Source organism: Streptomyces sp. CA-210063 (assembly GCF_024612015.1).
Taxonomy (GTDB): domain Bacteria; phylum Actinomycetota; class Actinomycetes; order Streptomycetales; family Streptomycetaceae; genus Streptomyces.
This window is the reverse complement of sequence record NZ_CP102512.1, coordinates 2,502,657-2,523,088: the sequence shown is the minus strand read 5'-3', so window position 1 is coordinate 2,523,088 and position 20,432 is coordinate 2,502,657. Positions and strand designations below refer to the sequence as shown.

The 20,432-nt window shown below is 69.0% G+C and carries 20 protein-coding genes and 1 pseudogene; 11 read left to right on the top strand and 10 right to left on the bottom strand.

Going from position 1 to position 20,432, the window contains the following annotated elements; all coding sequences use genetic code 11:
- The first annotated feature begins 95 nt into the window (after window positions 1–95).
- The 6 genes and pseudogenes from JIX56_RS10905 to JIX56_RS47630 all read left to right on the top strand — a co-directional run bounded on the left by JIX56_RS10905 (window position 96) and on the right by JIX56_RS47630 (window position 5,417).
- The gene (locus JIX56_RS10905; RefSeq protein ID WP_257539676.1) at window positions 96–554 is read left to right on the top strand and encodes a flavoprotein; all 459 of its coding nucleotides are present in this window, start codon (window positions 96–98) and stop codon (window positions 552–554) included.
- A 142-nt stretch (window positions 555–696) separates the two neighbouring features.
- Complete coding sequence (locus JIX56_RS10900) at window positions 697–2,811, top strand: tetratricopeptide repeat protein (RefSeq protein ID WP_257539674.1); 2,115 nt, start codon at window positions 697–699, stop codon at window positions 2,809–2,811.
- A gap of 388 nt (window positions 2,812–3,199) precedes the next feature.
- A complete protein-coding gene (locus JIX56_RS10895; protein ID WP_257539672.1) occupies window positions 3,200–3,829 on the top strand; it encodes a site-specific integrase in 630 nt (209 codons plus the stop codon).
- 231 nt (window positions 3,830–4,060) lie between these two features.
- Entirely contained in the window at window positions 4,061–4,267 is a 207-nt protein-coding gene (locus JIX56_RS10890) for a helix-turn-helix domain-containing protein (protein ID WP_210525259.1), read from the top strand.
- A 162-nt stretch (window positions 4,268–4,429) separates the two neighbouring features.
- Window positions 4,430–4,588 (top strand): annotated as a pseudogene (locus JIX56_RS47970) (tyrosine-type recombinase/integrase); the annotation flags it as partial.
- A gap of 487 nt (window positions 4,589–5,075) precedes the next feature.
- Window positions 5,076–5,417 (top strand): tyrosine-type recombinase/integrase, encoded by a 342-nt coding sequence (locus JIX56_RS47630; RefSeq protein ID WP_306819938.1) that lies wholly within the window; start codon window positions 5,076–5,078, stop codon window positions 5,415–5,417.
- 64 nt (window positions 5,418–5,481) lie between these two features.
- Here the strand turns inward: JIX56_RS47630 and JIX56_RS10875 are convergent, their stop codons facing one another.
- A complete protein-coding gene (locus JIX56_RS10875) occupies window positions 5,482–5,649 on the bottom strand; it encodes a hypothetical protein (RefSeq protein ID WP_257539671.1) in 168 nt (55 codons plus the stop codon).
- Between the two features lie 398 nt (window positions 5,650–6,047).
- Here JIX56_RS10875 and JIX56_RS10870 point away from each other — a divergent pair, with 398 nt between their 5' ends.
- The gene (locus JIX56_RS10870; protein WP_257539669.1) at window positions 6,048–6,521 is read left to right on the top strand and encodes a hypothetical protein; all 474 of its coding nucleotides are present in this window, start codon (window positions 6,048–6,050) and stop codon (window positions 6,519–6,521) included.
- A 52-nt stretch (window positions 6,522–6,573) separates the two neighbouring features.
- On the opposite strand, the gene JIX56_RS10865 is transcribed toward JIX56_RS10870, so the two are convergent.
- On the bottom strand, window positions 6,574–7,989 hold the full coding sequence (locus JIX56_RS10865) for a NucA/NucB deoxyribonuclease domain-containing protein (protein ID WP_257539667.1): 1,416 nt from the start codon (window positions 7,987–7,989) through the stop codon (window positions 6,574–6,576).
- A gap of 461 nt (window positions 7,990–8,450) precedes the next feature.
- On the opposite strand from JIX56_RS10865, the gene JIX56_RS10860 reads away from it, so the two are divergent.
- The gene (locus JIX56_RS10860; RefSeq protein ID WP_257539665.1) at window positions 8,451–9,923 is read left to right on the top strand and encodes a TIGR02680 family protein; all 1,473 of its coding nucleotides are present in this window, start codon (window positions 8,451–8,453) and stop codon (window positions 9,921–9,923) included.
- Window positions 9,920–11,170: a TIGR02679 family protein gene (locus tag JIX56_RS10855; RefSeq protein WP_257539663.1), complete on the top strand. Its 1,251-nt coding sequence runs from the start codon at window positions 9,920–9,922 to the stop codon at window positions 11,168–11,170. The genes JIX56_RS10860 and JIX56_RS10855 overlap by 4 nt, the downstream gene beginning before the upstream one ends.
- A 64-nt stretch (window positions 11,171–11,234) precedes the next feature.
- Here the strand turns inward: JIX56_RS10855 and JIX56_RS10850 are convergent, their stop codons facing one another.
- The 4 genes from JIX56_RS10850 to JIX56_RS10835 form a co-directional block, all read right to left on the bottom strand.
- Entirely contained in the window at window positions 11,235–11,999 is a 765-nt protein-coding gene (locus JIX56_RS10850) for a class I SAM-dependent methyltransferase (protein WP_257539662.1), read from the bottom strand.
- A gap of 81 nt (window positions 12,000–12,080) precedes the next feature.
- Window positions 12,081–13,283: an aminotransferase class V-fold PLP-dependent enzyme gene (locus tag JIX56_RS10845; RefSeq protein ID WP_257539660.1), complete on the bottom strand. Its 1,203-nt coding sequence runs from the start codon at window positions 13,281–13,283 to the stop codon at window positions 12,081–12,083.
- Window positions 13,284–13,287: 4 nt separating this feature from the next.
- Window positions 13,288–14,631: a pyridoxal-phosphate dependent enzyme gene (locus tag JIX56_RS10840; protein ID WP_257539659.1), complete on the bottom strand. Its 1,344-nt coding sequence runs from the start codon at window positions 14,629–14,631 to the stop codon at window positions 13,288–13,290.
- Window positions 14,628–16,136 (bottom strand): Y4yA family PLP-dependent enzyme, encoded by a 1,509-nt coding sequence (locus tag JIX56_RS10835; protein WP_257539658.1) that lies wholly within the window; start codon window positions 16,134–16,136, stop codon window positions 14,628–14,630. Before JIX56_RS10835 ends, JIX56_RS10840 begins: the two co-directional genes overlap by 4 nt.
- Window positions 16,137–16,560: 424 nt before the next feature.
- Between JIX56_RS10835 and JIX56_RS10830 the strand changes: the two genes are divergently transcribed.
- Window positions 16,561–17,304, top strand: coding sequence for an alpha/beta hydrolase (locus JIX56_RS10830; RefSeq protein ID WP_257539656.1), 744 nt, complete (start codon window positions 16,561–16,563; stop codon window positions 17,302–17,304).
- A 291-nt stretch (window positions 17,305–17,595) separates the two neighbouring features.
- Here the strand turns inward: JIX56_RS10830 and JIX56_RS10825 are convergent, their stop codons facing one another.
- The 4 genes from JIX56_RS10825 to JIX56_RS10810 form a co-directional block, all read right to left on the bottom strand.
- Window positions 17,596–18,063: a hypothetical protein gene (locus JIX56_RS10825; RefSeq protein ID WP_257539655.1), complete on the bottom strand. Its 468-nt coding sequence runs from the start codon at window positions 18,061–18,063 to the stop codon at window positions 17,596–17,598.
- A complete protein-coding gene (locus tag JIX56_RS10820; protein ID WP_257539653.1) occupies window positions 18,047–18,547 on the bottom strand; it encodes an RNA polymerase sigma factor in 501 nt (166 codons plus the stop codon). The genes JIX56_RS10825 and JIX56_RS10820 overlap by 17 nt, the downstream gene beginning before the upstream one ends.
- A 77-nt stretch (window positions 18,548–18,624) precedes the next feature.
- Window positions 18,625–19,242 (bottom strand): class F sortase, encoded by a 618-nt coding sequence (locus tag JIX56_RS10815; protein ID WP_257539651.1) that lies wholly within the window; start codon window positions 19,240–19,242, stop codon window positions 18,625–18,627.
- Window positions 19,239–19,622 (bottom strand): Tat pathway signal sequence domain protein, encoded by a 384-nt coding sequence (locus JIX56_RS10810; RefSeq protein WP_257539649.1) that lies wholly within the window; start codon window positions 19,620–19,622, stop codon window positions 19,239–19,241. Before JIX56_RS10810 ends, JIX56_RS10815 begins: the two co-directional genes overlap by 4 nt.
- A 136-nt stretch (window positions 19,623–19,758) precedes the next feature.
- Between JIX56_RS10810 and JIX56_RS10805 the strand changes: the two genes are divergently transcribed.
- Window positions 19,759–20,409 (top strand): maleylpyruvate isomerase N-terminal domain-containing protein, encoded by a 651-nt coding sequence (locus JIX56_RS10805; protein WP_257539647.1) that lies wholly within the window; start codon window positions 19,759–19,761, stop codon window positions 20,407–20,409.
- The last annotated feature ends 23 nt before the right edge of the window (window positions 20,410–20,432 follow it).

The following is a 20,432-nucleotide window of genomic DNA, read 5'->3' as shown; positions in this document are numbered from 1 at the left end:
AAGCGTGGTGTGCTCGGAGTCGTCGGCTCGGCTGCCGGGGGGCGGAGGTTCTCTGGACCAGGCTTGTCGAGCCCGCAATGGATCGTGGGTGGCAAGTGGCCGTGACGCTGACACCGGCCGCCGGCCAGTGGCTACGGACAACCGGCAAAGTCGAGCGACTGGAGAAGCTGACCGTCCTGCCCGTCCGTGATAGGCCGCAGCTCCCTGAGGAGACCCGACCGCACCCGCCAGTTGACTGCTACGTGGTCGCGCCGGCATCGGCCAACACGGTCGCGAAGCTGGCTTTGGGCCTGATGGACAACCAGGCACTGACACGGGTGGGTGAAGCCAGTGGCACGCTCGGCTTGCCGGTCGTCGTTTTTCCCCGAGTGAACGCGGCCCACGCCCGCCACCCGGCTTGGCAGCGGTATACCGACGCTCTGCGTGTCGGAGCCGTCCACCTCGTGTACGGACCGGCGGTCTGGCCCCTGTACGAGCCGAGGGAGGCGCCGGTGGAACGAGAGCTTCCATGGAGCGCGGTGCTCGATGCGGTCGACGAGGCATCCACGCCATGACACCCGCTGGTTCGAACTCATCCGGATAGCAACAGGGGGCAGGCCCCCAGTCGCGCCTTACACCTTCAGCGGAAGCGTGCATTCCTGCTTCGGTAAGGGGATCCGCCCCCTAATCTGGCGCAGGACAGGAGGGAAGGCCCCCGTGACCGCTGGGTACGAGGACCACATCGATCTTCGTGGCAGCGACTTCCACGGCTCGGTGTCGGGCAAGGTCGAGCACCACTACCACGCTGTCGCAGCCGAGGTACCCATGGCCACGGCAGCGCTGCCCGCAGCGCCCGTCACGCTCATCGGCAGGGACGAGGAACTGGTCCGGATTCTGCCCGCACTCGACCCTCGATCCGGCACAGAGCGTCCTGTGGTGGTCTGTGCTGTATCGGGCCTGGCTGGCATCGGCAAGACTGCGCTCGCCCTGCATGCCGCGCACCGCGCACATGGGTATGGCTGGTTTCCCGGCGGGACGCTCTTCGCCGACGTGGCGGGATACAGCGCAAGCCCCCTCTCCGCGGACCAAGTGGTGGAGGACCTGCTTGACGCCCTGGGTGTTCGCGGGTGGGGCCTGCCCCGGACCACGACGGCTCGGTTGGCCCTCTATCGCACGTTGCTTGCGCAGCAATCCGAGCGGATGCTTCTCGTCCTGGACAACGCCTCCACCACGGCTCAGATCACTCCGCTGATTCCCGCTTCCCCGCGCCACCGGGTTCTCGTCACCTCGCGACACAAGCTGACGGACCTCAACGCCCGTCTCATCGACATCCGGACTCTGGCCCCGCAGCCCGCTGCCGAACTCATTGCCACTACCCTGGAGATCAGTGACGAAGGCGATGACCGCCCGGCCCGCGAACCCGACGCGCTGCTCGAACTCGCGGCCCTGTGCGGGTACTTGCCGCACGCACTGAACATCGCGGCCGGCCTCCTGCGCCGACGTCGACACCGCACCATCGCCACGCTGGTCGACGACATAAAAGCCTCGGCCGATCCCACCGACACCCTGCGTCTGCGTCCGGTCTTCGACGCCACATACCGTCATCTGCCAACGGATCAGGCGCGGTTGCTGAGACTGTTGGCACTTGCCCCTACGGCTGATGTGCCCACCGAGACAGCGGCTGCCATCGCGGACCTGCCCGCCGCCCGAGCGCTCCCCCTTTTGGAAGATCTGGCAGCCGCGCACTTGGTCAACCCCACCCGGGATGCCCGGCGGTGGCGGCTGCACAGCCTTGTACGGCAGTACGCAGCAGGCGCATCGGTCACGTACGCCGATCAGCCGGATGAGGCGGGCAACGCCCGGGCGAGGGTTCTGAAGGCGTATGCCGAGAAAGCGGAAGCCGCCTGTCGGCACCTGCAGGTCACCCCGCCGGATGCGGGAAACCGGGCGGGACAGGAGTTCGAGAGCCGGGCAGCGGCGTTGGCCTGGCTTGATACCGAAGCCACGAATCTCCTGGCCGCGGTTCAGTGGACGGACGAGGACCAGCACGCATCCTTGGGCATCAAGCTTGCCCTCGAACTGGGCATCTATCTGGAAATTCGGCGGCGTTTCGACGACTTGATCTCGGTGAGCCGCCTGGCTCAGCAGGCGGCTCACCGAGCTGGGGACCAAATAGGTGAAGCTAAGGCGTGGAACAACCTCGGCAACGGGCTGTGGAAGAAGAAGGCGGCTGGAGGAACCAGCGAAGCGATTCGTGCTCTTGTCCGTGCCCGCGATCTGTACCGAGCCATTGGCGATCAACAGGGAGAGGGCAAAGCGTGGAACAACCTCGGAAACGCCCAGCTTCAGTTGGGCCGGACAGCAGAAGCCATTAACTCGCACGCTCTTGCTCGTCATCTCTTCCATGTAGTTGGTGACATTCAGTGCCAGGCCGCGGCAGCAGCCAACCTCGGTAGCGCGTTGCGGGACGCAGGGCGCTCTAACGAGGCTGATAGTGCTTTCGAAAAGGCTCTCCGAGCGTTTCGGTCCATCGGAGACCAGCGCGGAGAGGCGGCGGCCCTGACCAGCCTAGGCAACGCGCTACTCCAGGCGGGGCGCCGGGACGCAGCCCACGGTGCCTATATCCAGGCGTTGGGGATCTGGGAAAGCCTTGAGGACTGGCACGGCGTAGGAGACACGCTGCGTAATCTCGCCCTTGTTCACCGTGCTTACCACAACTTCGCTACGGCGCGGGCCACTTGGGCACGAGCCGCAAAGGCATACCACCGCGCCGGCGCCTCCGACCAGTCAGCCCGGGCGGCCGGAGCCGCTGTCGGTCACCGGGAGGGCTGAGCTTCCGCCAGGAGTACTCGGCTACTTCTGGAATACAGGGTAGGCGCTTAGAAGGCGCCTGCTCTGTTCTCTGACGTCGACAGCAAGGCGAGCGCGCCGGTAGCGGCGCTCCTGCGTGATGCTGGGGTGTTCTGATTCGCCGACGGCAGACACATTGAGGGCGCGACGGACTGGAATGACGCGGCGAAGCAAGCAAACCTAGAGCGGTCCGGAACAGCGCGGCTACGCCCTGCTGTTCCGCATACGCCTGGATGCCGTGAGCGCCGTGTCGGGCGAAACATAGCCGACGATCGCCGGTTAGCCAAACCGGCGATTCCGCAGACCATTGAACCTGTCGCGCTGACCCCCGCGTGACGCATTCCGTTGTTTCTCCGAGGAGTTCAGAGCTATGTATGTCGAGGTCATGGACGAGGAATGGTTGTATTCCGAGGAGCAGGTTCGATCGCTGCTCGAGTGGATGCGCGGGCATGCGGGTACCAATCGCTCGGTGCACCCCTTCATGCGCATCGTGGCCGAGCAGGCTCTGCGACCGGGTGAGGCTCGCGCCCTGCGAGTGAGCGACGTGGTGCTCCCGGAAGGCGACCTGGGTAAGTTGACAGTCCGTCACAAAGGCGTTGCGAGGGAAATTCCTCTCCAGCCGCAGGCCGTGGAGTTCCTGCGTGGGTGGATCAGCGAGGCTGGTCTATGGGAGGACGACCTGCTGTTTCCCGGTAGGCGAGGTGGGGCGCTTTCGGGATCCGTGTGCAAGCGGGTCTGGGAGCAGGCCCAAGAGGCCGTTCTGCCGCGGGACGAGCTGTCCTGGTGGCGTCTGGGGGAGCCGATCTCGATTCTCCGTGAGCCCTGCCTGGTGAAGTGGCTGAGGATGGGCATCTCGTCCTTCACGGTTGCCGAGTGGGCCGGTGTCACCCCGAACTGGCTGGGGCTGCGTTATCAGCACTGCTTCCGCACGGAGAAGGTCGAAATCGACTGGGACCGCCTGGCCGAGGTCTTGGCTCTTCCGGACGTGTCCGGGTCGTGATTCTTGCCCCGCGCTCTGGCTCACAGCCAGAGCGCGGGCGCTACCTGGTCATCCTCCCCCGCACCGGTGGTCCTCGCCCGGCGGAGCCGCACGTGATCGGCTCCTTGCGCGGAGATTCTCCATGACGTGATCCCACTGCCTGACAGGGCCGGTTGACCGCCATGGATCGGCCGATTCCCCGGTGTTGACTCGCCGGACCCCCAGTCCATCCCCACCCCAAGGTTCTCCTCCATGCCTGCACGTCTGCTGTCCATTCCTGCCGTCGCCGCCGCCCTGGACGTCGACCGCCGCACCGTCTACCGCTTCATCGCTGCCGGCGACCTGCCTGTCGTCGACCTCCGTACCGGACCAGGCCGGTCCCGTGTACGGGTCCCCGCGGACGGCCTTGATGAGTTCATCAGCCGCCGCGCCGTCGTCTCGCCGGCCGCCCGCCGCTGACCTGGGCCATCCCGGCCTCGTCACCGTTGAACAAGGAGTAGTGCCTCGTACATCCGCAAGTTGAAGTCCGGCAAGTGGCAGGCGACCGTACGCAACCGGATAGGAGACCGGTTCAGTGAGTCGTTCCCCCTCAAGGCGCAGGCGCGCGCCTGGGGCATCGAGATGGAGACCCAGTTCGCCCGCGGAGGCATGCGCGACCCGCGGGCCGGTGAAATGTCGTTCCGCGAGTGGCACGACCGGTGGTGGAACGCCCGCATCGTTGAGCCCCACACGCTTCGCGGCGACGCCTCCAATATCAAGAACCACGTCATGCCCTACTGGGCGGACTGGGAGATGCGGGCCATCACCCGCATGGACGTCCAGAGCTGGATCCGGACCCTGGTCGAGAATGGGGCGGGGGCCGCTGCGATCAAGAGGGCCTACAACCTGACCTCCTCCATGATGCGCGCGGCCGTCGACGACGATGTCCTGGCGGTGACTCCGTGCCGCAGCATCGACTTGCCCCAGATCGCGGTCAAGCCGCCGCAGTGGTTCACGCTTGACCAGGCGCAGAGCATCCTGGACGAACTTCCCGCCGTGTGGCGGACAATGCGCCTGCTCGGCTTCTACACCGGACTGCGCTGGGGAGAACTCTCCGGCCTGCATCGCCACCGCATCGACCAGCGCCGCTCGCGCTTGTTCGTGGTGGAGGTCAACTCCAAGAGCGGCATCAAGGAGTATCCCAAGAGCTCCAAGAGCCGTAGAGAGGTCCCGCTCCCGCCTCACGTCCTGGAGGCCGTCGAACGCCACATCCACCGGCTCGACCGGGATGCCGTGGTGTTCACCACCGTCACCAAGGGCCGTGCCGGACGGCTCCTCGCCGACAGCAACTGGCGTCGGCAGACCTGGTGGCCCACCGTCGAAGCCGCTCACTTACTTCGACACCGACGGCGAGCAGCAGCTCGTCCCGCACTACCCGCCGCACTCCATGCGCCACACCTGTGCCTCGTGGCTGGTCCAGAAGGGAGTCTCGCTCTACGAGGTCCAGCACCTCCTCGGCCACGAGAGCTTCCAGACCACCCAGCGCTACGCTCACCTTCAACTGGACGCGCACAAGGCCGTTCTTGGTGCCTGGGAGCGCTTGGACGTTCCGCTCACCATCGCCGCATGAACGATTTTCCGCCCTGTCCCTTCACGGACAGGGCGGAGACGCTTGCCTGATCAGCAGGGTTTGATCAAGTTCCGTACGGGTCCGGGTTGTTGGTGACGCACAGGGTGAGGAGTGCTCGTTCGGGTTCATGGCGGACCGTCCGGGTGGGCTTGGCGATGTCGTCGGCTTTGAGGTTTTCAGCGCGCATCCACTCGGCAAGTTCGTCGATGCTCTTCGCGCCCGAGACAACCACGCAGGCGCAACACCAGCAAGGTCGCCGTCAGCGAGTACCACCGGCCCCGCCGCGAGCGCGGGTCGGGCTCGAGCCGAGGTAGGGGCGCAGATCAGCACCCCGGCCGGCGTCCAGCGGGCCCAGCTTCACCAGCGTGGCAGGGACAGGAGAAGATATGGCAGCAAGCACGGGCCTCATGACTATTGGGCTTCAGACACCCCAATGATCACGAAGCCCGTGCCTGCTCTGCCACGTACCCCAACCGGTCGCTGCCCGACCAGCCGCACGACCCCGGAACCTGCAATTGCCCTGGGGCCAAACGGCAGCCAGTGTTCGCTGCACTCTGTTACACGGAAAGACCAATACAGGGCACGGCATCAGTCGGTGTGAGTGCCCGATTAATGAGGAGTAGGAGTGCTATGTCTGAGCCCCGGATGGTGAGGGAGCAGGAACTCGAACCCGAGGTGGATTTCTACGGGATGTGCCTACAGGATGAGGAGTCTGCCCAGGTTGCGTATCCGGGTGGCCGTGTCATGGACGAGGGCGTGTTCTTGACCGCTCACCCTGGGCGGGTCGATATCGAGAGTGCTGGTCATACTCACACGCCGACGATGACCGCTCAGGTCTGGGACGGCGAACCGCCCGTTGACACGAGCCGTGCATGGGAGCAGCGGGCTGATACCGCCATGCGGTCCGCGACGGGCACTCTGCAGGTATGGGCGGTGGCGTACGGCCCGATTGAGGATGTGATCGAACTGGGGGCTCCCGACCGGGACTGGCACGTGCGGGTCTACTGCTCCGGCCGAGCTGAGGTGGCTCGCGTCATCGAGGAGGAAGGGATTGCCGAGGGCGTCGAGCGTTACCTCGTGCAGTTTTGGCCCCAGCAGGCATGAGAACCGGCCCTGAGGGCGTACGCCCCCAGGGCCCTGCCTGGCACTTGCTCCGCTATTTGATGGTTACGTAGAAGCCGTCGTCGTCGCCGTCGAGTATGCGGTTGAGCGTCATGAACTGGCCGAGAAGGTTGCCGGCGTTACCGTTGTCCTTCTTCGCCAGGGGCCGGACGGAGAAGTTGTTCTTCGGGGCGGAAGGCTCGTACGTGTTCTGGGCGCAGCCCTCATAGGTGGTTGCGAAGGGGTACTCGTCGCACTCCTTTCCGCCCTTGGCGTAGTCCTTGCCGAACACCTTCTTGCACGCGCTCACTGCGGTCGACCGGTTCTTCTTACGTCGTGCGTTGTCGTGGTAGAGCCTGCGCAGAGGCGACTGCGCGCTCGACCCGGGGACCTTCTTACTGGCGTTGACCGGCTTGGTACTGCCCGGTTTGGTGAACGCGGTCTTTATGTGGTTGGCGACGGCTCTCTCCGGAGAGCCTGCCTTGGTGCTGTAGACCAGCGGGACGAGATAGGTGAAAACTGCTCCGCCCTGGGCTTTCTTGGGGAGATACGAAGCCTTGTCCCACCGCGGCGGCAGGAAGAACAGCGTCCCGCTCAGCTCCCCTGCGGCTGTGTAGCCGGGAGGCGGAGTGATCACAGCCGATGCTTCGAAGACAGAGGCGACAGCGTCAGCAGGCTTGGACCCCTGTCCTGCGGCGGCCTTCAGGACGCGAGTGAATCCTGCAGGCTGTTGAGCGGCGATGACATCGAAGCTCCGCGCCCCAGGCACCGCGCCGGTCTGGGTGACCTTCGCGGTCTTCGGCCACACCTTGGGTATTTTCACCGACGGCTTGATCATCATGGCCGACGTAGGCACCGCACCAGTCTTCTGCAACTTGGTGAAGTACTGCGTGATACGCACGTCACGGCTGTCCTTCGCTATCGTCCCGACCGACAGGTAGACGAACTGAGTCTCACCTACGGGTCGGCCGTTCTGCGACCACACAGTGAAGAACACCGCACCGGAGCAGGAAGCGAAACGCGACTTGAAGAAGAACTTCTTGTCCGTGCCCAAGCCCTTGATGCACTCCTGCGGCGTCATCGTGCGGGCGGGCTCGGGATAGGTCACCGGCGGATCCGCTACCGCAGAGCGCTGGTTGCTGACGCGGCCGTACGTGGCCGCCGGACCGACAACCTCCGGCGCATGCTCGGAACCAGCGAACGCTTCACGCTCCACGAGCAGCAGGTCTTTACCTCCCGCCCGCTGCAGATCGGACAGTGAGGGAAGTCGCGTCCCCACCGGCAGGACACTTGTGTGCATTTCTCTGCTTGGCGGTGTGGCCGCGGCCGGTGACGCCACCGGCAGAACAGAAGCAGCTGCCAGAACACCAATCGCCGCAGTGATGGAAAAGGTCCGACGAAACGTCACTTTCATAGTCCCCGTTTGCCTGATGAGGCTGCACACCACCACGCCCCGCGGAACAGTCGGCACGGAGGCTCATCTGGCGCGCAGCAAAGGATGACGACAGTCCCAGGGGGCCTCACGCCACCCTGAGAACGCCACAGTCTCATCGAACACACGTGCTAATCAAGGTGATTTGAGACATCTGTTCACCGCGGCTTGGCTGGCAGGTGATGGGTGAGTGAGGCCCTCCGCGGCGGGTCGGCCAGGGGCCCCTGTGGAGGGCGGCTCCCCCCAGGGCCCGCTTCTCGGGGCTTGGCTTGCCAGAGATCTCTGCTCGACTCGGGCAGGTCAGTCGATCGCCGAGCGCGCGAGGGAGGCCGTGGCGCCGAAGGCGGCTCCGTCAGGGGGGTTGCCGGAGGCGTAGGCGAGGAGACCCCGACGCGGCGGGTCTGCAGACTGATCAGGGAAACCACCGCGGAGCGGAGGCTTAACTGTGGCTCCTGGGGCCTGTCGTTCCTCAGCATCAGTTCGCCCTCGAGGTCTGAGCCTTGGCCCGCGCGACGTTGTCGTCGCCCAGCCTCACCGCGACCGCCGCCGCCGACAGGGCCCACCAGCTGGCCGGGCAGGCAGACCGCTCCCGCCGAGCGGCTGAGGAACAGGCCGAGGCCGCGGCCGCCGCCGAAGCGGAGGCGACGGGGCTGAGGGCGCGCCTGGAGGCGGTGGAGGCCACCGTCGGCGAGGACTACCGGCAGATCGTCGCACGCGTCGCCGAGGCGCGCGCCGAGCTGGACCGCTGCCGGAAGGAGGCCCGCCGGGCAGCCGATCTCCTGCTGCGCCTGGAAGGGCGTGTCGGAGAACTGCGAGCCACCAGCGGACAGGACGCCGAACGACGGGAGCAGGCCGTCGCGACCCGGGACGGCGCGGCGCACCGGTTCCGGCACCTGTGCCTGATCGGGCTGGCCGAGGACGCAGGCATCACGCCGGAACTCGACGCCGGCGACGGCACCAGGGCCACCCTGGAGGCCGCCCGCACCACAGCGGCGAAGTGGCCGGACATCCCGCACGCCCCACGCAACCTGGGCGACGCCGCGACCCGCCTCTCCGAAGCGGTCCACGAGGCTCGCCAGCGCCTCGGCGCCCGTGCCGACCTGGACCTGGAACCCGACGACGACATCCAGCTCTTCACCGCCACCCTGGACGGCGTACGCATGGGGGCGACGGGCCTGCTCGCCACGCTCACCCAGGAGCGCGACCGCAGCCGTGACGACATCACCACCGCCGAGCGGCGCCTGTTCGACCAGATCCTCACCGGCGACATCCGCCGCCACCTCGCGGCGCGCATCCGTCAGGCCGGCGAACTCGTCGACCGTGTGAACGGGCACCTGGAGCGGGTCCGTACCGCCTCCAACGTCGCCGTCCAACTCGTCTGGGACGTCCGTCCCGATCTTCCGGACAGCACCCGCACCGCCCGCCGGCTGCTCCTCAAGGACCCCGGCCGGGTCACCGAGACCGACCGGGAGGCCCTGCACGCCTTCTTCCGCGCCCGTATCGAGGAGGCCAAGGGCAGTGACACCGCCGCGAGTTGGGAGGAACAACTCGGCGAGGTGCTCGACTACACCGCCTGGCACCGCTTCACCGTGCGCCTGGACCGGGCGAACGGGACCGGCTGGCAGCCGCTGACGAAGAAGCTGCACGGCGCGCTCTCCGGCGGCGAGAAGGCCATCGCACTGCACCTGCCGCTGTTCGCCGCCGTCGCGGCCCACTACGAGGCCGTGCCCCTGGCCCCCCGGCCGATCCTGCTGGACGAGGTCTTCGTCGGTGTCGACGCCGTCAACCGCGGACAGGTCTTCGCCCTGCTCACCGCACTCGACCTGGACCTCATGGTCACCTCCGACCACGAGTGGTGCACCTACGGCGAGCTGCCCGGCATCGCCGTCCACCAGCTCCTCACCGACGGGGACGACGACGCGGTCACCAGCGCCCGCTTCGTCTGGAACGGCACCGACCTGGAGGCGGGATGACCCACGCGGAACCGGCTCCGGGCGAACGCACCCTGCGGAGCCCCGAACTCCGCCCGCTCTGGCACACGGTCCACGACCGTCTCTCCTCCGGCCGCCCCGTCACACGGGTGCGCCTCGGACCGCTCGACGACGCCCAGCGCGAAGCCCTCGCCGACCTCCTCGGCCTGGACCGCCTGCCGGACGCCCGCACCTCCGTCGCCCTGGCCCGTCTGGAAGAGGCCGTCGCCGAGCTGTGCGGCCGTACGGTGCGCGAAATCGTCACCGAACTCGTCGGCCCTCTCGACGACCGCGCGGGCGAACGGCGCCGCCGAGAAGGCGAACGCGCCGAGCTGTGGACATGGCTGGACGGCCACGCCACCGTACGTGCCCAACCCGCGCTCGCCGACTGGACCGCCTCGTGCCGAGCCGCCGGTCTGGTCGGTGGCTCGACGGAACGGACCCGCTCGCTGCTGACCGACGCACTGACGGTGCTCGCGGCGCTCCCGGCCGGAGCAGAGCCCCTGCCCGTGTTCGCTGCCCGGGTCCTGAAGGGCGAGTCCCACGCACTCGACGACGGCACCCGCCTGTCCGCCCTCGTCCTGCGTGCCCTGGTGACCCTCCACGACACCGCCCCGCCGCAGTCCGCGGCGGACCGGCGTGCCCTGTGGACCCGCGCGGGTGTCGCCGACGACGATCTGTCCGCCACGGTTCTCGTCGGTGGACTGCGCCCGGCCGGAGACGGTCCGCTCGCCCGTGTGGCGCGCGTCTGCGCCGAGGCCGGTCAGGCCGTCAGCCTGACCCTCGCCCAACTGCGGGCCCCGGGTGAGTTCAGCCTCGCCGCCGACCCCGCACCCGTCGTCCACGCTGTGGAGAACCCCAGCATCCTGGCGCTCGCCGTACGCCGCTTCGGCCCGGACTGTCCGCCGCTCGTGTGCACATCCGGCTGGCCCAACAGCGCGGCCATCCACCTCCTCCGGCTCCTCGCGGATCAGGGCGCCGTCCTCCGCCACCACGGCGACTTCGATGGTGAAGGCATCCGCATCGCCGCGTATCTCCTGGACAAGACGCCGGCCCGTCCCTGGCGCATGACGGCGGCGGACTATCGCGCCGCGGTCGCCCGCACTCCCCACGGCTCTCAGCCCGGCCGCCTCACCGAAGCGCCCTGGGACCCCGAACTGATCCGCGCCCTCACCGAACACGGCGCCGCCGTCGTCGAGGAACTGGTGGCTGACGTCCTGTTGGCAGACCTGGCTGAAGTGCCCCTGTGAGGACGACCTCCCCTGTGGCCGGGTTGATCACCCCGTCCCCGATCCGGGAGTGATGACGTCGGATTCAGTCCTTGAGGGCCACGAGGACGTGGCTGTCGCCGAACTGCCAGACCGGGGTGGTGTGGCGGAAGCCCGCCTGCCGCAGCAGGTCGGTGTGGTGGGCGAGTGTCAGGTCGTTGCCGTCGTCGTTGCCGGCCGCCGCCTGCCGCTTCTCACGTCGGCTGAACAGGTCGGTCAGTTCGGGGTCCTGGGCGGCCGCGTTCCACCAGGACTCCCAGTCCTCGTGGTCGCGTGTACGGGACCGTTCGGCTCGTCGTCGGCCCACGTGGCCGGTGAGTTCCGAGCACCGCCGGTCGTCCAGGGGGAAGTGGTCGCCGTTGACGAGGACGCCCCCCGGTCGCAGCAGGTTCTCCAGGCGGCGGTACGTCCGCAGAAGGGTCTGTTCGGACAGGTAGTGGAGGGCCGTTGTCGAGACGACCGCGTCCACGGGGCGGTCCAGGCCGAGGGCCTCGGTCCAGCCGTCGGCCCCGATGACGGTGTCCACGTAGCGGGCGGCGTCCGCGTGATGGGTGCGGGCGAGTTCCAGGAGCACCGGGTCCATGTCCACCGCGACGATCTCCGCGTCCGGCAGCCTCGTGGCGAGCCGGGCGGCCAGCGAACCCGGGCCGCAGCCGAGGTCGAGGAGCAAGGGGCGAGCCCGGTGGGCCGCGACGTGTTCGACGACGTCGGCGATGACCGTGAACCGCTCCTCGCGGGCGACGGCGTAGTGCTGCTGCTGGAGTTCCCAGCGCTCGACCCACAGCTTGGCCGTCTCCATGCTCACGCCCATGAGTTCGCGTCGCCTCTTCCGTCTCTCGACCGCCGGGTACCCTCAGAACCTATCGGCTATTGGAAACGGTTTCCATTCGCGCTACTCATCCAGGGACGCGAGCACGGTCAGCAGCCGGTCGATCTCCTCCACCGTGTTGTACACATGGAGGCTGACCCGCACCGAGCCGTCCCGCTCGTCCGTACCGGCCTGGCACAGGCTGTCGGCCCGGACCATGAAGCCGTGGCTGTACAGGATGAAGCCCAGGTCGTCCGACGGGATGTCGCGGTGGCGGAAGGTGACGATGCCGTGGCGTCGCCGCACGGTGGCGTCGGCTGCCAGGCTGGCCTGGCAGCCCAGGATCTCGTAGGGGAGCAGGCGGCGAAGTCCTTCGGTGAGCCGGGTCGCGAGGGCCGTGGTCCAGCGTGCGATCCGGTCCGTGCCCGCGGCGTCCAGCCAGTCGAGTGCGGCCTCCAGGGTCGCGATGCCCACGGTGTTGGGGGTGCCGTTCCAGCCGCCGGGCCGGAACTCCGGGCCGCGTTCGGGTGCGTTGCGGGCCCAGACGGCACCGGAGCCGGGCAGGGCCAGCGCCTTGTGCCCGGAGAAGACCACGAAGTCCACGTCCAACCGGGCCGTGGAGACGGGGAGATGGCCGACGCTCTGGGCGGCGTCGAGACAGATCGGTACCTGCGGGCCGACGGCGTCACGGATGTGGTGCACGTTCATGTCACCGCCGTAGACGTGGTGGATGTGGGTGGCGGCGACGAAGCGGGTGCGTGGGCCGATGACGTCGGCCAGCGCCCGGTGGTCGTAGTCACCGGACGGCTCCTGGTACGGCAGCTCTCGCAGGCGCACGCTGACGCCCTGCCGCGCCAGCAGTCGCTGGGCCTCCAGCCAGGGATCCAGGTTCGCCCGGTGGTCGGCGAACGGAACGAGGATCTCGTCGCCGTCCGAGAGATGGCCGGGGAGCCAGTCGCGGGCGACGGTCCGCAGTCCTTCGGTCGTGCCGCTGGTGAAGTGGACGCCCGAGCGCCCCGGTTCGGGGTCGCCGAGGAACTCCTTGACGCGCTGCCGGGTCCGTTCCACCAGTGCCGTCGTGTGGTTGGCCCACGGGTAGCTGCCGCGCCCGGCGTTCGCGTTCGTCGTCGTCAGATACGTCTGTGCGGCGTCGAGGACGGCCCGCGGCTTCTGCGAGGTGGCCGCACTGTCCAGGTAGACCATCTCCGGGTGCGCGGTGACGATGGGGAAGTGTGTCCGCAACTCGCGCTGCCAGTCGGCCAGTTCCGTCAGTTCGGGGTCGGCCATCGTGTCAGTCCCGCACCAGCGGCGCACCGGCGTCGCGCCATGCGACGATCCCACCGGACAGACTGCGTACGTCGGGGTGGCCCATGCGGGCCAGCAGCGCGGCGTAGCGGGCCGACTTCTCGCCGATCGGGCAGGCCAGCAGCACCGGCTGCCGTTTGCTGAACGGCAGCCCGCCGCGCACGAGTTCGTCGAAGATCTCGTCGGTGATGTTGACCGATCCGTCGATGTGCAGTGCGGCGTACGCGTGCGGGCCGCGCAGGTCGACCACGAGCGGCCGCGGCTGTCCGTCCTCGATCCACCGCCGCGCCTCAGCCGTGTCGATGACCGTGGCCTCCGCCCGCACCTCGGCTTCGGAGAGGGACGCCGCGGAGTTCTTGCGGGCCGGCCGGCCCAGCAGCTCGGGGCGGCGCTGCCGTACGTAGCTGAGGTAGCTCTCGGCGCGGTCGCAGACGATGAAGACCGCCGTCCGCCGCTCCGTCACCCCGGCTTCGGCCAGTTCCGTGTCCACCGTACGGAGATGGCGTACGGCACCGTGATAGGCGGCGCCGCCGGTGGGGCCGGCCAGCAGCCCGCAGCGGCGGATCAGGGTCAGCATGCCGTCGATGGCCTCGTCGGCGGTCACCGACTCGATCGTGTCGTACGTCGCCGGGTCGAACAGTCCCACCTGGTGCACCTCGTCGATGGTGCGGATGCCGGGGATGAAGTCCGACTTGTGGGCGACGAGCCCGACCACGTTCACCTCCGGGTCCTGTTCGCGCAGTGCCCGGGCCACTCCGGTGGAGGAGCCGGCCGTGCCCACACAGGCGATGAACCAGTCCGGGGCCCGCCCGTCGAGGTCCTTGAGGATCTCCGGCCCGGTGCCGGTCGCATGCGCTTCGGTGTTGCGTGGGTTGAAGTACTGGTCGGTGTGCAGGTACGTGGTGTCCGGCCCGGCGAGCGCCTGGTGGAAGCGGGTCAGCGGGTCGTCGGTGTCCGTCGGGTCGAGGCATTCGCTCTGCCCCGGCAGCTCCTCGATCTCCGCGCCCAGCAGCAGGAGCAGCTCCTTGATCTCCGGTACCCGCATCCGGTTGGTGACGCTCTTGAACTTGAGGCCGTGCATCCCCGCGAGGAGAGCCAGGGCCTTGGCCGTGTTGCCGCTCGACAGCTCCACGACCGTCGCACCGCGCTCCGCCGCCGAGTCGAGAGAGGGTCCGGCCATGCTCCAGGCGGCCCGGTCCTTGACCGATCCGAAGGGGTTGAGCATCTCCAGCTTGGCGTACAGGTCGATGTGGCGCAGGCCGTGCACGGCCGGATCGATCCGCACCAGCGGCGTGTTGCCGATGGCCTCCGTGATGCTGTCGTACCTCATGAAACCGGTCCCCCAACTCGCGTGATCGGCCAGTACTCCTCGTCCAGGCACCAACGCCAGGAGCCCTCCTGCCGGGTGACGGCGACCGTGCGGGCGACCGGCTGCCGCTGTGCGTGGTGGGCGTGGAAGTCCATCGCGTATCCGGCGGTGTTCGCGAAGGCCAGCAGATCGCCGGCGCGCGGAAGCCGGGGGAGGAAGACCTTGCGGCGCGTGATCAGGTCGGCCTCCAGGCACAGATTGCCCGCCAGATAGACGCCCACCGGCTCCTCGTCGGCGCCGTCCTCTGCCCTGTCCTGCGGCCCGGGCCGGGGAAGGAGGACCGGATCGACGAGCACTCCGTGCTCCTCCAGGCTCACATCGCCGGCGTTCATGCCGAGACGCACCAGAAGGTCATCCGAGTCCTGGCCGGTACGACGCACGTCGAGCACCCGAGCGAGCGACACTCCGCACTGGTCGACAAGAGCCCTCCCCGGCTCGCAGACGAGGTCGTAGAGATGCTCCAGAAGCAGCGTGGCGAGCGGGCGGCCCGAGGAGGGCCCGGGGTGGGCCAGCAGCTCGTCGAGGTATCCGGGCCCCGCGGTGGGACGGTGGGCCGGGTAGAGCGCCTGCGCCCCACGCAGCGTGCCGCCCTCGTTCCGCAGCCCGTAGCCATGGCCGCGCCAGGTCAGGGCGGGACGCGCCCCGAGCACGGCCTCGGCGAGCTCGGTCGTGTAGCGCTCCCACTGACCGGCGTCGGCGACATAACCGACGCCGAAACCGCCGCCGATGTCGATGATCCGCGGATCCGTTCCCCGGGCGCGGCATGCGTCCATGACCGCGACACAGCTCTCCAGCGCGACGGCCTTCTCCGCGACCCCGGTGGTGTCCAGATGGTAGGCGACACCCGTCAACCGGACGGTGCCCTGGTGCCGTTCGACCGCGTCGAGCAGGGCGTCCACCTCCCGCACGGGTGAGCCGAAGCGGCTGCGCCGGGAGAGCACCTTCGTGCCGGAGGTGGCGAAGGCGGAGGCCTCGAACTCCGACAGCCGCAGCAGGATGTCGGTCCGGGGCAGGTCGTACGCCCGTATCAACCGGGCCAGTTGGTCGAGTTCGGTGGGCGAGTCGATGTTCACGCAGGCGCCGGTGCGGGCGGCCAGCCACAGGAACTCGGGGTCCTTGGGCCCGGTGGCCATGATCCGGTCGGGGGTGAATCCGCACTCCAGGGCGTGCCGCAGCTCGCGCAGCGACGCGACATCGATGCCCACCGCGGCCGGGTCCGTCGCGGTCAGCCGCCGAACCAGGCTGGAAGCCTGGTTCGCCTTGTGCGCGAAGTACACCCTGCCGGCCAGATGGTGCTTGTGGTAGACGCCGCGGAACCCGGCGGCGTTCTCGACGATTCGATCGGGCAGCAGCAGGTTCAGCGGTGAGCCGAGGGAGTCGACGAGGGAGTGGAGGAAGGACGCGTCCTCCAGCAACGAGTCGAGCGGTGGCTCCAGCCGTGGCTGCAGATACAAGGGCGCACGCACGGCAAGCCCCCTTTCCGTGCACCGGCGGCCCCAGCCCCGGCGGTCGAGCGACACCGCTGTGGAGCGTCGGCAGCCACTCAGACAACCGTTCGGGGATCATCATTTCCCGTTGTATATGCCTTTAAGCCCTGGGGTGAGGCCGTGGTTCAGCCACAACGTGCGAGCACTTCCTGTACGAGCCCGTCCTGAGGGGCGACATCGCCGGGGTGGCGGTCGTGCACGGCGGCGCGAGTGACGCCTGCCGAGCCTCCGCGAAAACCCGTTGGCAGCCACGGCGACCACTGCTACTTTTCCGGAGGCCGTGCGAGAGAACGAGGAGGTGGTACCCGTGAACGTATCGACATGGGTGCTCTCCTCCGGGGTCACGGTCGGGCGATAGGTCGTCCGGGAGCGCCGTACCTGAGCACTCCCGAAAGGCACGACCATGCGATTCACCTCTGAACAGCGCCTCGACGACGGCGTCCTCGAGCGCGAATTCACCCTCGGCGAGATCCCCGGCATCCTGTGGACGCCCGCATCCGCATCCGCATCCGCACCGGCGCCGCTGATCCTGGTCAGCCCCCCTCCCCTCGGACTGCGCAAGATGTACCCCCGGCTGGCGGGGCGGGCCCGGTACTACGCGGCGGAGTACGGCTTCGCCGCGGCCACCATCGAGCTCCCCGGGAGCGGTGAACGGCCCCGTTGGGCCGCCGCCGAGCAGGCACGCGCCGACCTGCGCCGGGTGATGGAGGCCGGCGAGCCGGTCGGCGACGAGATCGTCGACGCCCTCATCCTCCCGCTGGTCGACAGGGCGGTCCCGGAATGGCAGGCCGCCCTGGACGCCCTCCTGTCGCTGCCCGGGATCGGCGGCCCGGTCGGGTACGAGGGGGGAGTGATCTCCATCGGCGTCCGCCTCGCGGTGGTCGAGCCGCGCATCGTGGCCGCCGGTTTCTTCGCCGGGAGTCTCGTGCCCGCCGCCATGTTCGAGGAGGCCCGCCAGGTCACCGTTCCGCTGCAGGTCCTGCTGCAGTGGGACGACGAAGGGAACGACCGGCAGTCGGCCCTGGACCTGTTCGACGCCTTCGGCTCCAAGGAGAAGACCCTGCACGCCAACCTCGGCGGTCACACCGGCGTCCCGCACTTCGAACTCGACGCCGGGGCTCGGTTCTTCGCCCGGCACCTGAAGTGAGGCCGGGCCGTCGGGTCGGCAGCAGACGGTAGCTGATGTCGGCCGGGGCACGTCCCAGCCGTAGGAGCCGTTACCGGTTCACCGGACACCCACGGCACGCCCGTGCCCGAGGAGACCAAGCAGGCCCTGGCCGAGCTGGACGGCTGGTTCCTCGGCCCGCACGACTCCGTCGGCCATCCCGAGCCGCACAGGTCGGCGCTCAACCCTTCCGGCACCTGCGGCCGGTGGTGTCGGTCGCAGGTGACTCCAGGAGCGGGCTGCCGGTGTCCGGGTCGGGGTCCGGGCCCCGGATCAGGGCTCGACGACCGGGGTCGGGGTGGCCGATGGCGCACCGGTCGCGGTGGGTTCGGTGGAATCGGCGGGGTGAAGGGAATCGGTGGCTTCGGCGGGCGGGGCGGATGAGGCCGACGGGACGGGCGTCGGGGGTTGTTGGGTGGGGCGGGGGGTGTCGGAGGTGGGGGATGCCGACGGGGTGGGGGTGGGGGAGGGGCTGGTCACGGGGGGCGGGGCCATGGGGACCGAGGGGGACTTGGGGGCGTCGTCCTTGGCGAAGTGCAGGGGGAGGGCGATGAGGGCGACGGCCGCGCAGGTCGCGGCGGCGCCGGCCGCGGCTCGGAGGAGGCGGCGGCGGGCGGCGGTGCGGCGGATCGTCTCGTAGCGGTCGGCGGGCGGGCCGAGGAGATCGGAGGGTGGGCGCAGGATGACCATGAGAGGGTCGTCGGGCTCGAAGTCCGGGCCTTCGTCAGGGTGTGTGATCAAGGCTTCTCCTCAAATGGGCGCGGAGCAGTTCGCGGGCCGCGTGGAGGTCGGCCTTGACGGTTCCTTCCTTGCGTCCGGTGAGCACGGACACCTCCCGGATCGGCATGTCAGCGTAGTAGTGCAGCAGGATCGGGACGCGCAGCCGTTCCGGCAGCGACTGCACGAGCAGCCGTACCGAGGGGTCGGACTGTTCGGCGTACAAGGACTGCGGGCGTACCGCGGCCTCGGCGGTGGCCCGGTGCATCGCCCGGCGTTCACGTTCGAGTTTGCGCCAGTGGTCCCGGACGAGGTTGGCCGCGGTGACGTAGAGGAAACCGTGCGGCTCCGCCACGGACGTCCAGCGGGCCCAGAGCCGGGTGAACGCCTCCGACGCGATCTCGTGAGCCGTCTCGTCGTCGTCGACCAGCCGACGGCACCAGCCGGCGAGGCGCGGGTAGAGGGCGGCGAACAGCTCGGACGCGGCCTTCTCACGGGACCGTTTCAACGCTCTCCATGGTCGTGAGGGTGCGACAAGTGGCAGGGGAGGGTGGGTGGTCGGCGGGACGAGCGGTGGGCCGTGGGTCACCGGGCCGTGGCGCCCAGCGTGGCGAAGACGATCACGTTGTCGCGGTATTCGTCGCCCGAGCGGGGGCCGCCGCAGGTGATGAGACGCAGTGCGGGGCGGTCCACGTTTCCGTAGACCTCGTCCGCCGGGAAGTCGGCCTTGGCGACCGTCCGTACGCTGTCGACGGTGAACTCCGGTGTGGTGCCGTTCTCCAGGCGCGCCTCGATCCGATCGCCCCGCCGCAGCCGTGCGAGACGGCGGAAGACCCCGTCCCCGTAGCGGCCGACCGTGACATGGCCGAGGATCACCGACGGGCCGGTCCCACCCGGTGTCGGCGAGTGCTCGTACCAGCCCGCCCGGTCGTGCGCCGTGACCGGCGGCACCTCCACGGTGCCGTCCGGGGCCAGCCCCAGCCGGATGACCGGGGTGTCGACCTCGATGGCCGGAATCAGCAACCTGACCGGGACCGAACGGCCGAGGGGACGCGCGGAGCCGGTGGCGGACGGCGAGGACGGGAGCGGCGAGGTGCCCGGGGAGGGCGCGGTCGTGGCCCGGTCGGTCCGTCGGCCGTCGCAGCCCACGAGCAGTGAGGCCGTCGCCGCGGTGGCGAAGGCGCGCCTGGAGAGCAACGTCACGCCCCGTTCGCGCGCCGACGGCGTACGAGAACGATGGCCGCGCCGCCGCCGAGGAGCACCGCGGTGGCGCCCGTGCCGGCCAGCACGGAGCCGGTGCCGGACCCCTCCGACTCCTGCGTCGCACCGGTGTCGGGCGCGCCGCTGGGTACGACGGAGACCTGGCTCGGTACCGGAGTCGGATCCGTTTCGGTCGCGTCCTTGGTGGTTTCGGCCGGGGACGGATGATCGGTAGCCGCGGTGGTGGTCGGGACCGGGGTAGGCGCCGCGGAGGCGTCCTGCGGCACGGGAGTCGGGCTCGTACCGTCGGCGAACGCGGGCAGCGTGGTCGCCAACACGGCGGTGAAGGCGAGTGCCGTGGCACTGAGGACGGTTCGGCGCATGAGTCGCTCTCTCTCGTCTGGTTTCGTGGGGCGGTTGTCGAGCGGAGAGACGAGACAGCCTCGGGATGCGTTGTAAAGAGATGGCAAAGTCATTGGTTCCGGGTGGTGTTCGGCACCCGTTGTTACGATCTTCCGCATGGGTGACGGGGATTCGACGGTCGACGGCGAGGACGTACGCCAAGTCGTCGCGCTGGCCGTCGAGACCTTGAGAAGGGCGGCGTCCCGGGACTGGGAGGCCGCGGCGGGCCCGCTCGACTGGACGTGCTGGGAGACGCTCGAACATCTCGCCGACGACCTGTTCACGTACGCCGCACGGTTCGGACTGGCGACGCCGCCGCTGTCATCGCTGCTGCCGTTCCGCACGAGCAGTGACCGGAGCGGTGGCCCGGCGAACGTCTTCTTCGTCGAGCGTGCGGCGGGCCCCGAGGGCCTGCTGACCGTGGTGGAGGCGTGCGGTGGCCTGCTCGCCTCCGTCCTGCGCACCGCCCCCTCGACCACGGTCGCCCACCATGTCTTCGGGCCCTCGGACCCGGAGGGCTTCGCCGCGATGGCCGTCGTGGAGACCGTCGTGCACACGCAGGACATCGCCGAGGGGCTCGGGCTGGAGTGGTCGCCGCCGCAGGAGTTGTGCGAGAGGGTCCTGAAACGGCTCTTCCCCCATGTCGTCTCCGAGCCCGACCTCGACGGTGACGCCTGGCAGACCCTGCTCTGGGCGACCGGACGTATCGCCCTCCCCGGCCGCCCCCGGCTCACCGAGTGGCGCTGGTACGGCACGCGGGGCGCGTGAGGGCGTACGCGCCGCGGCCCGTC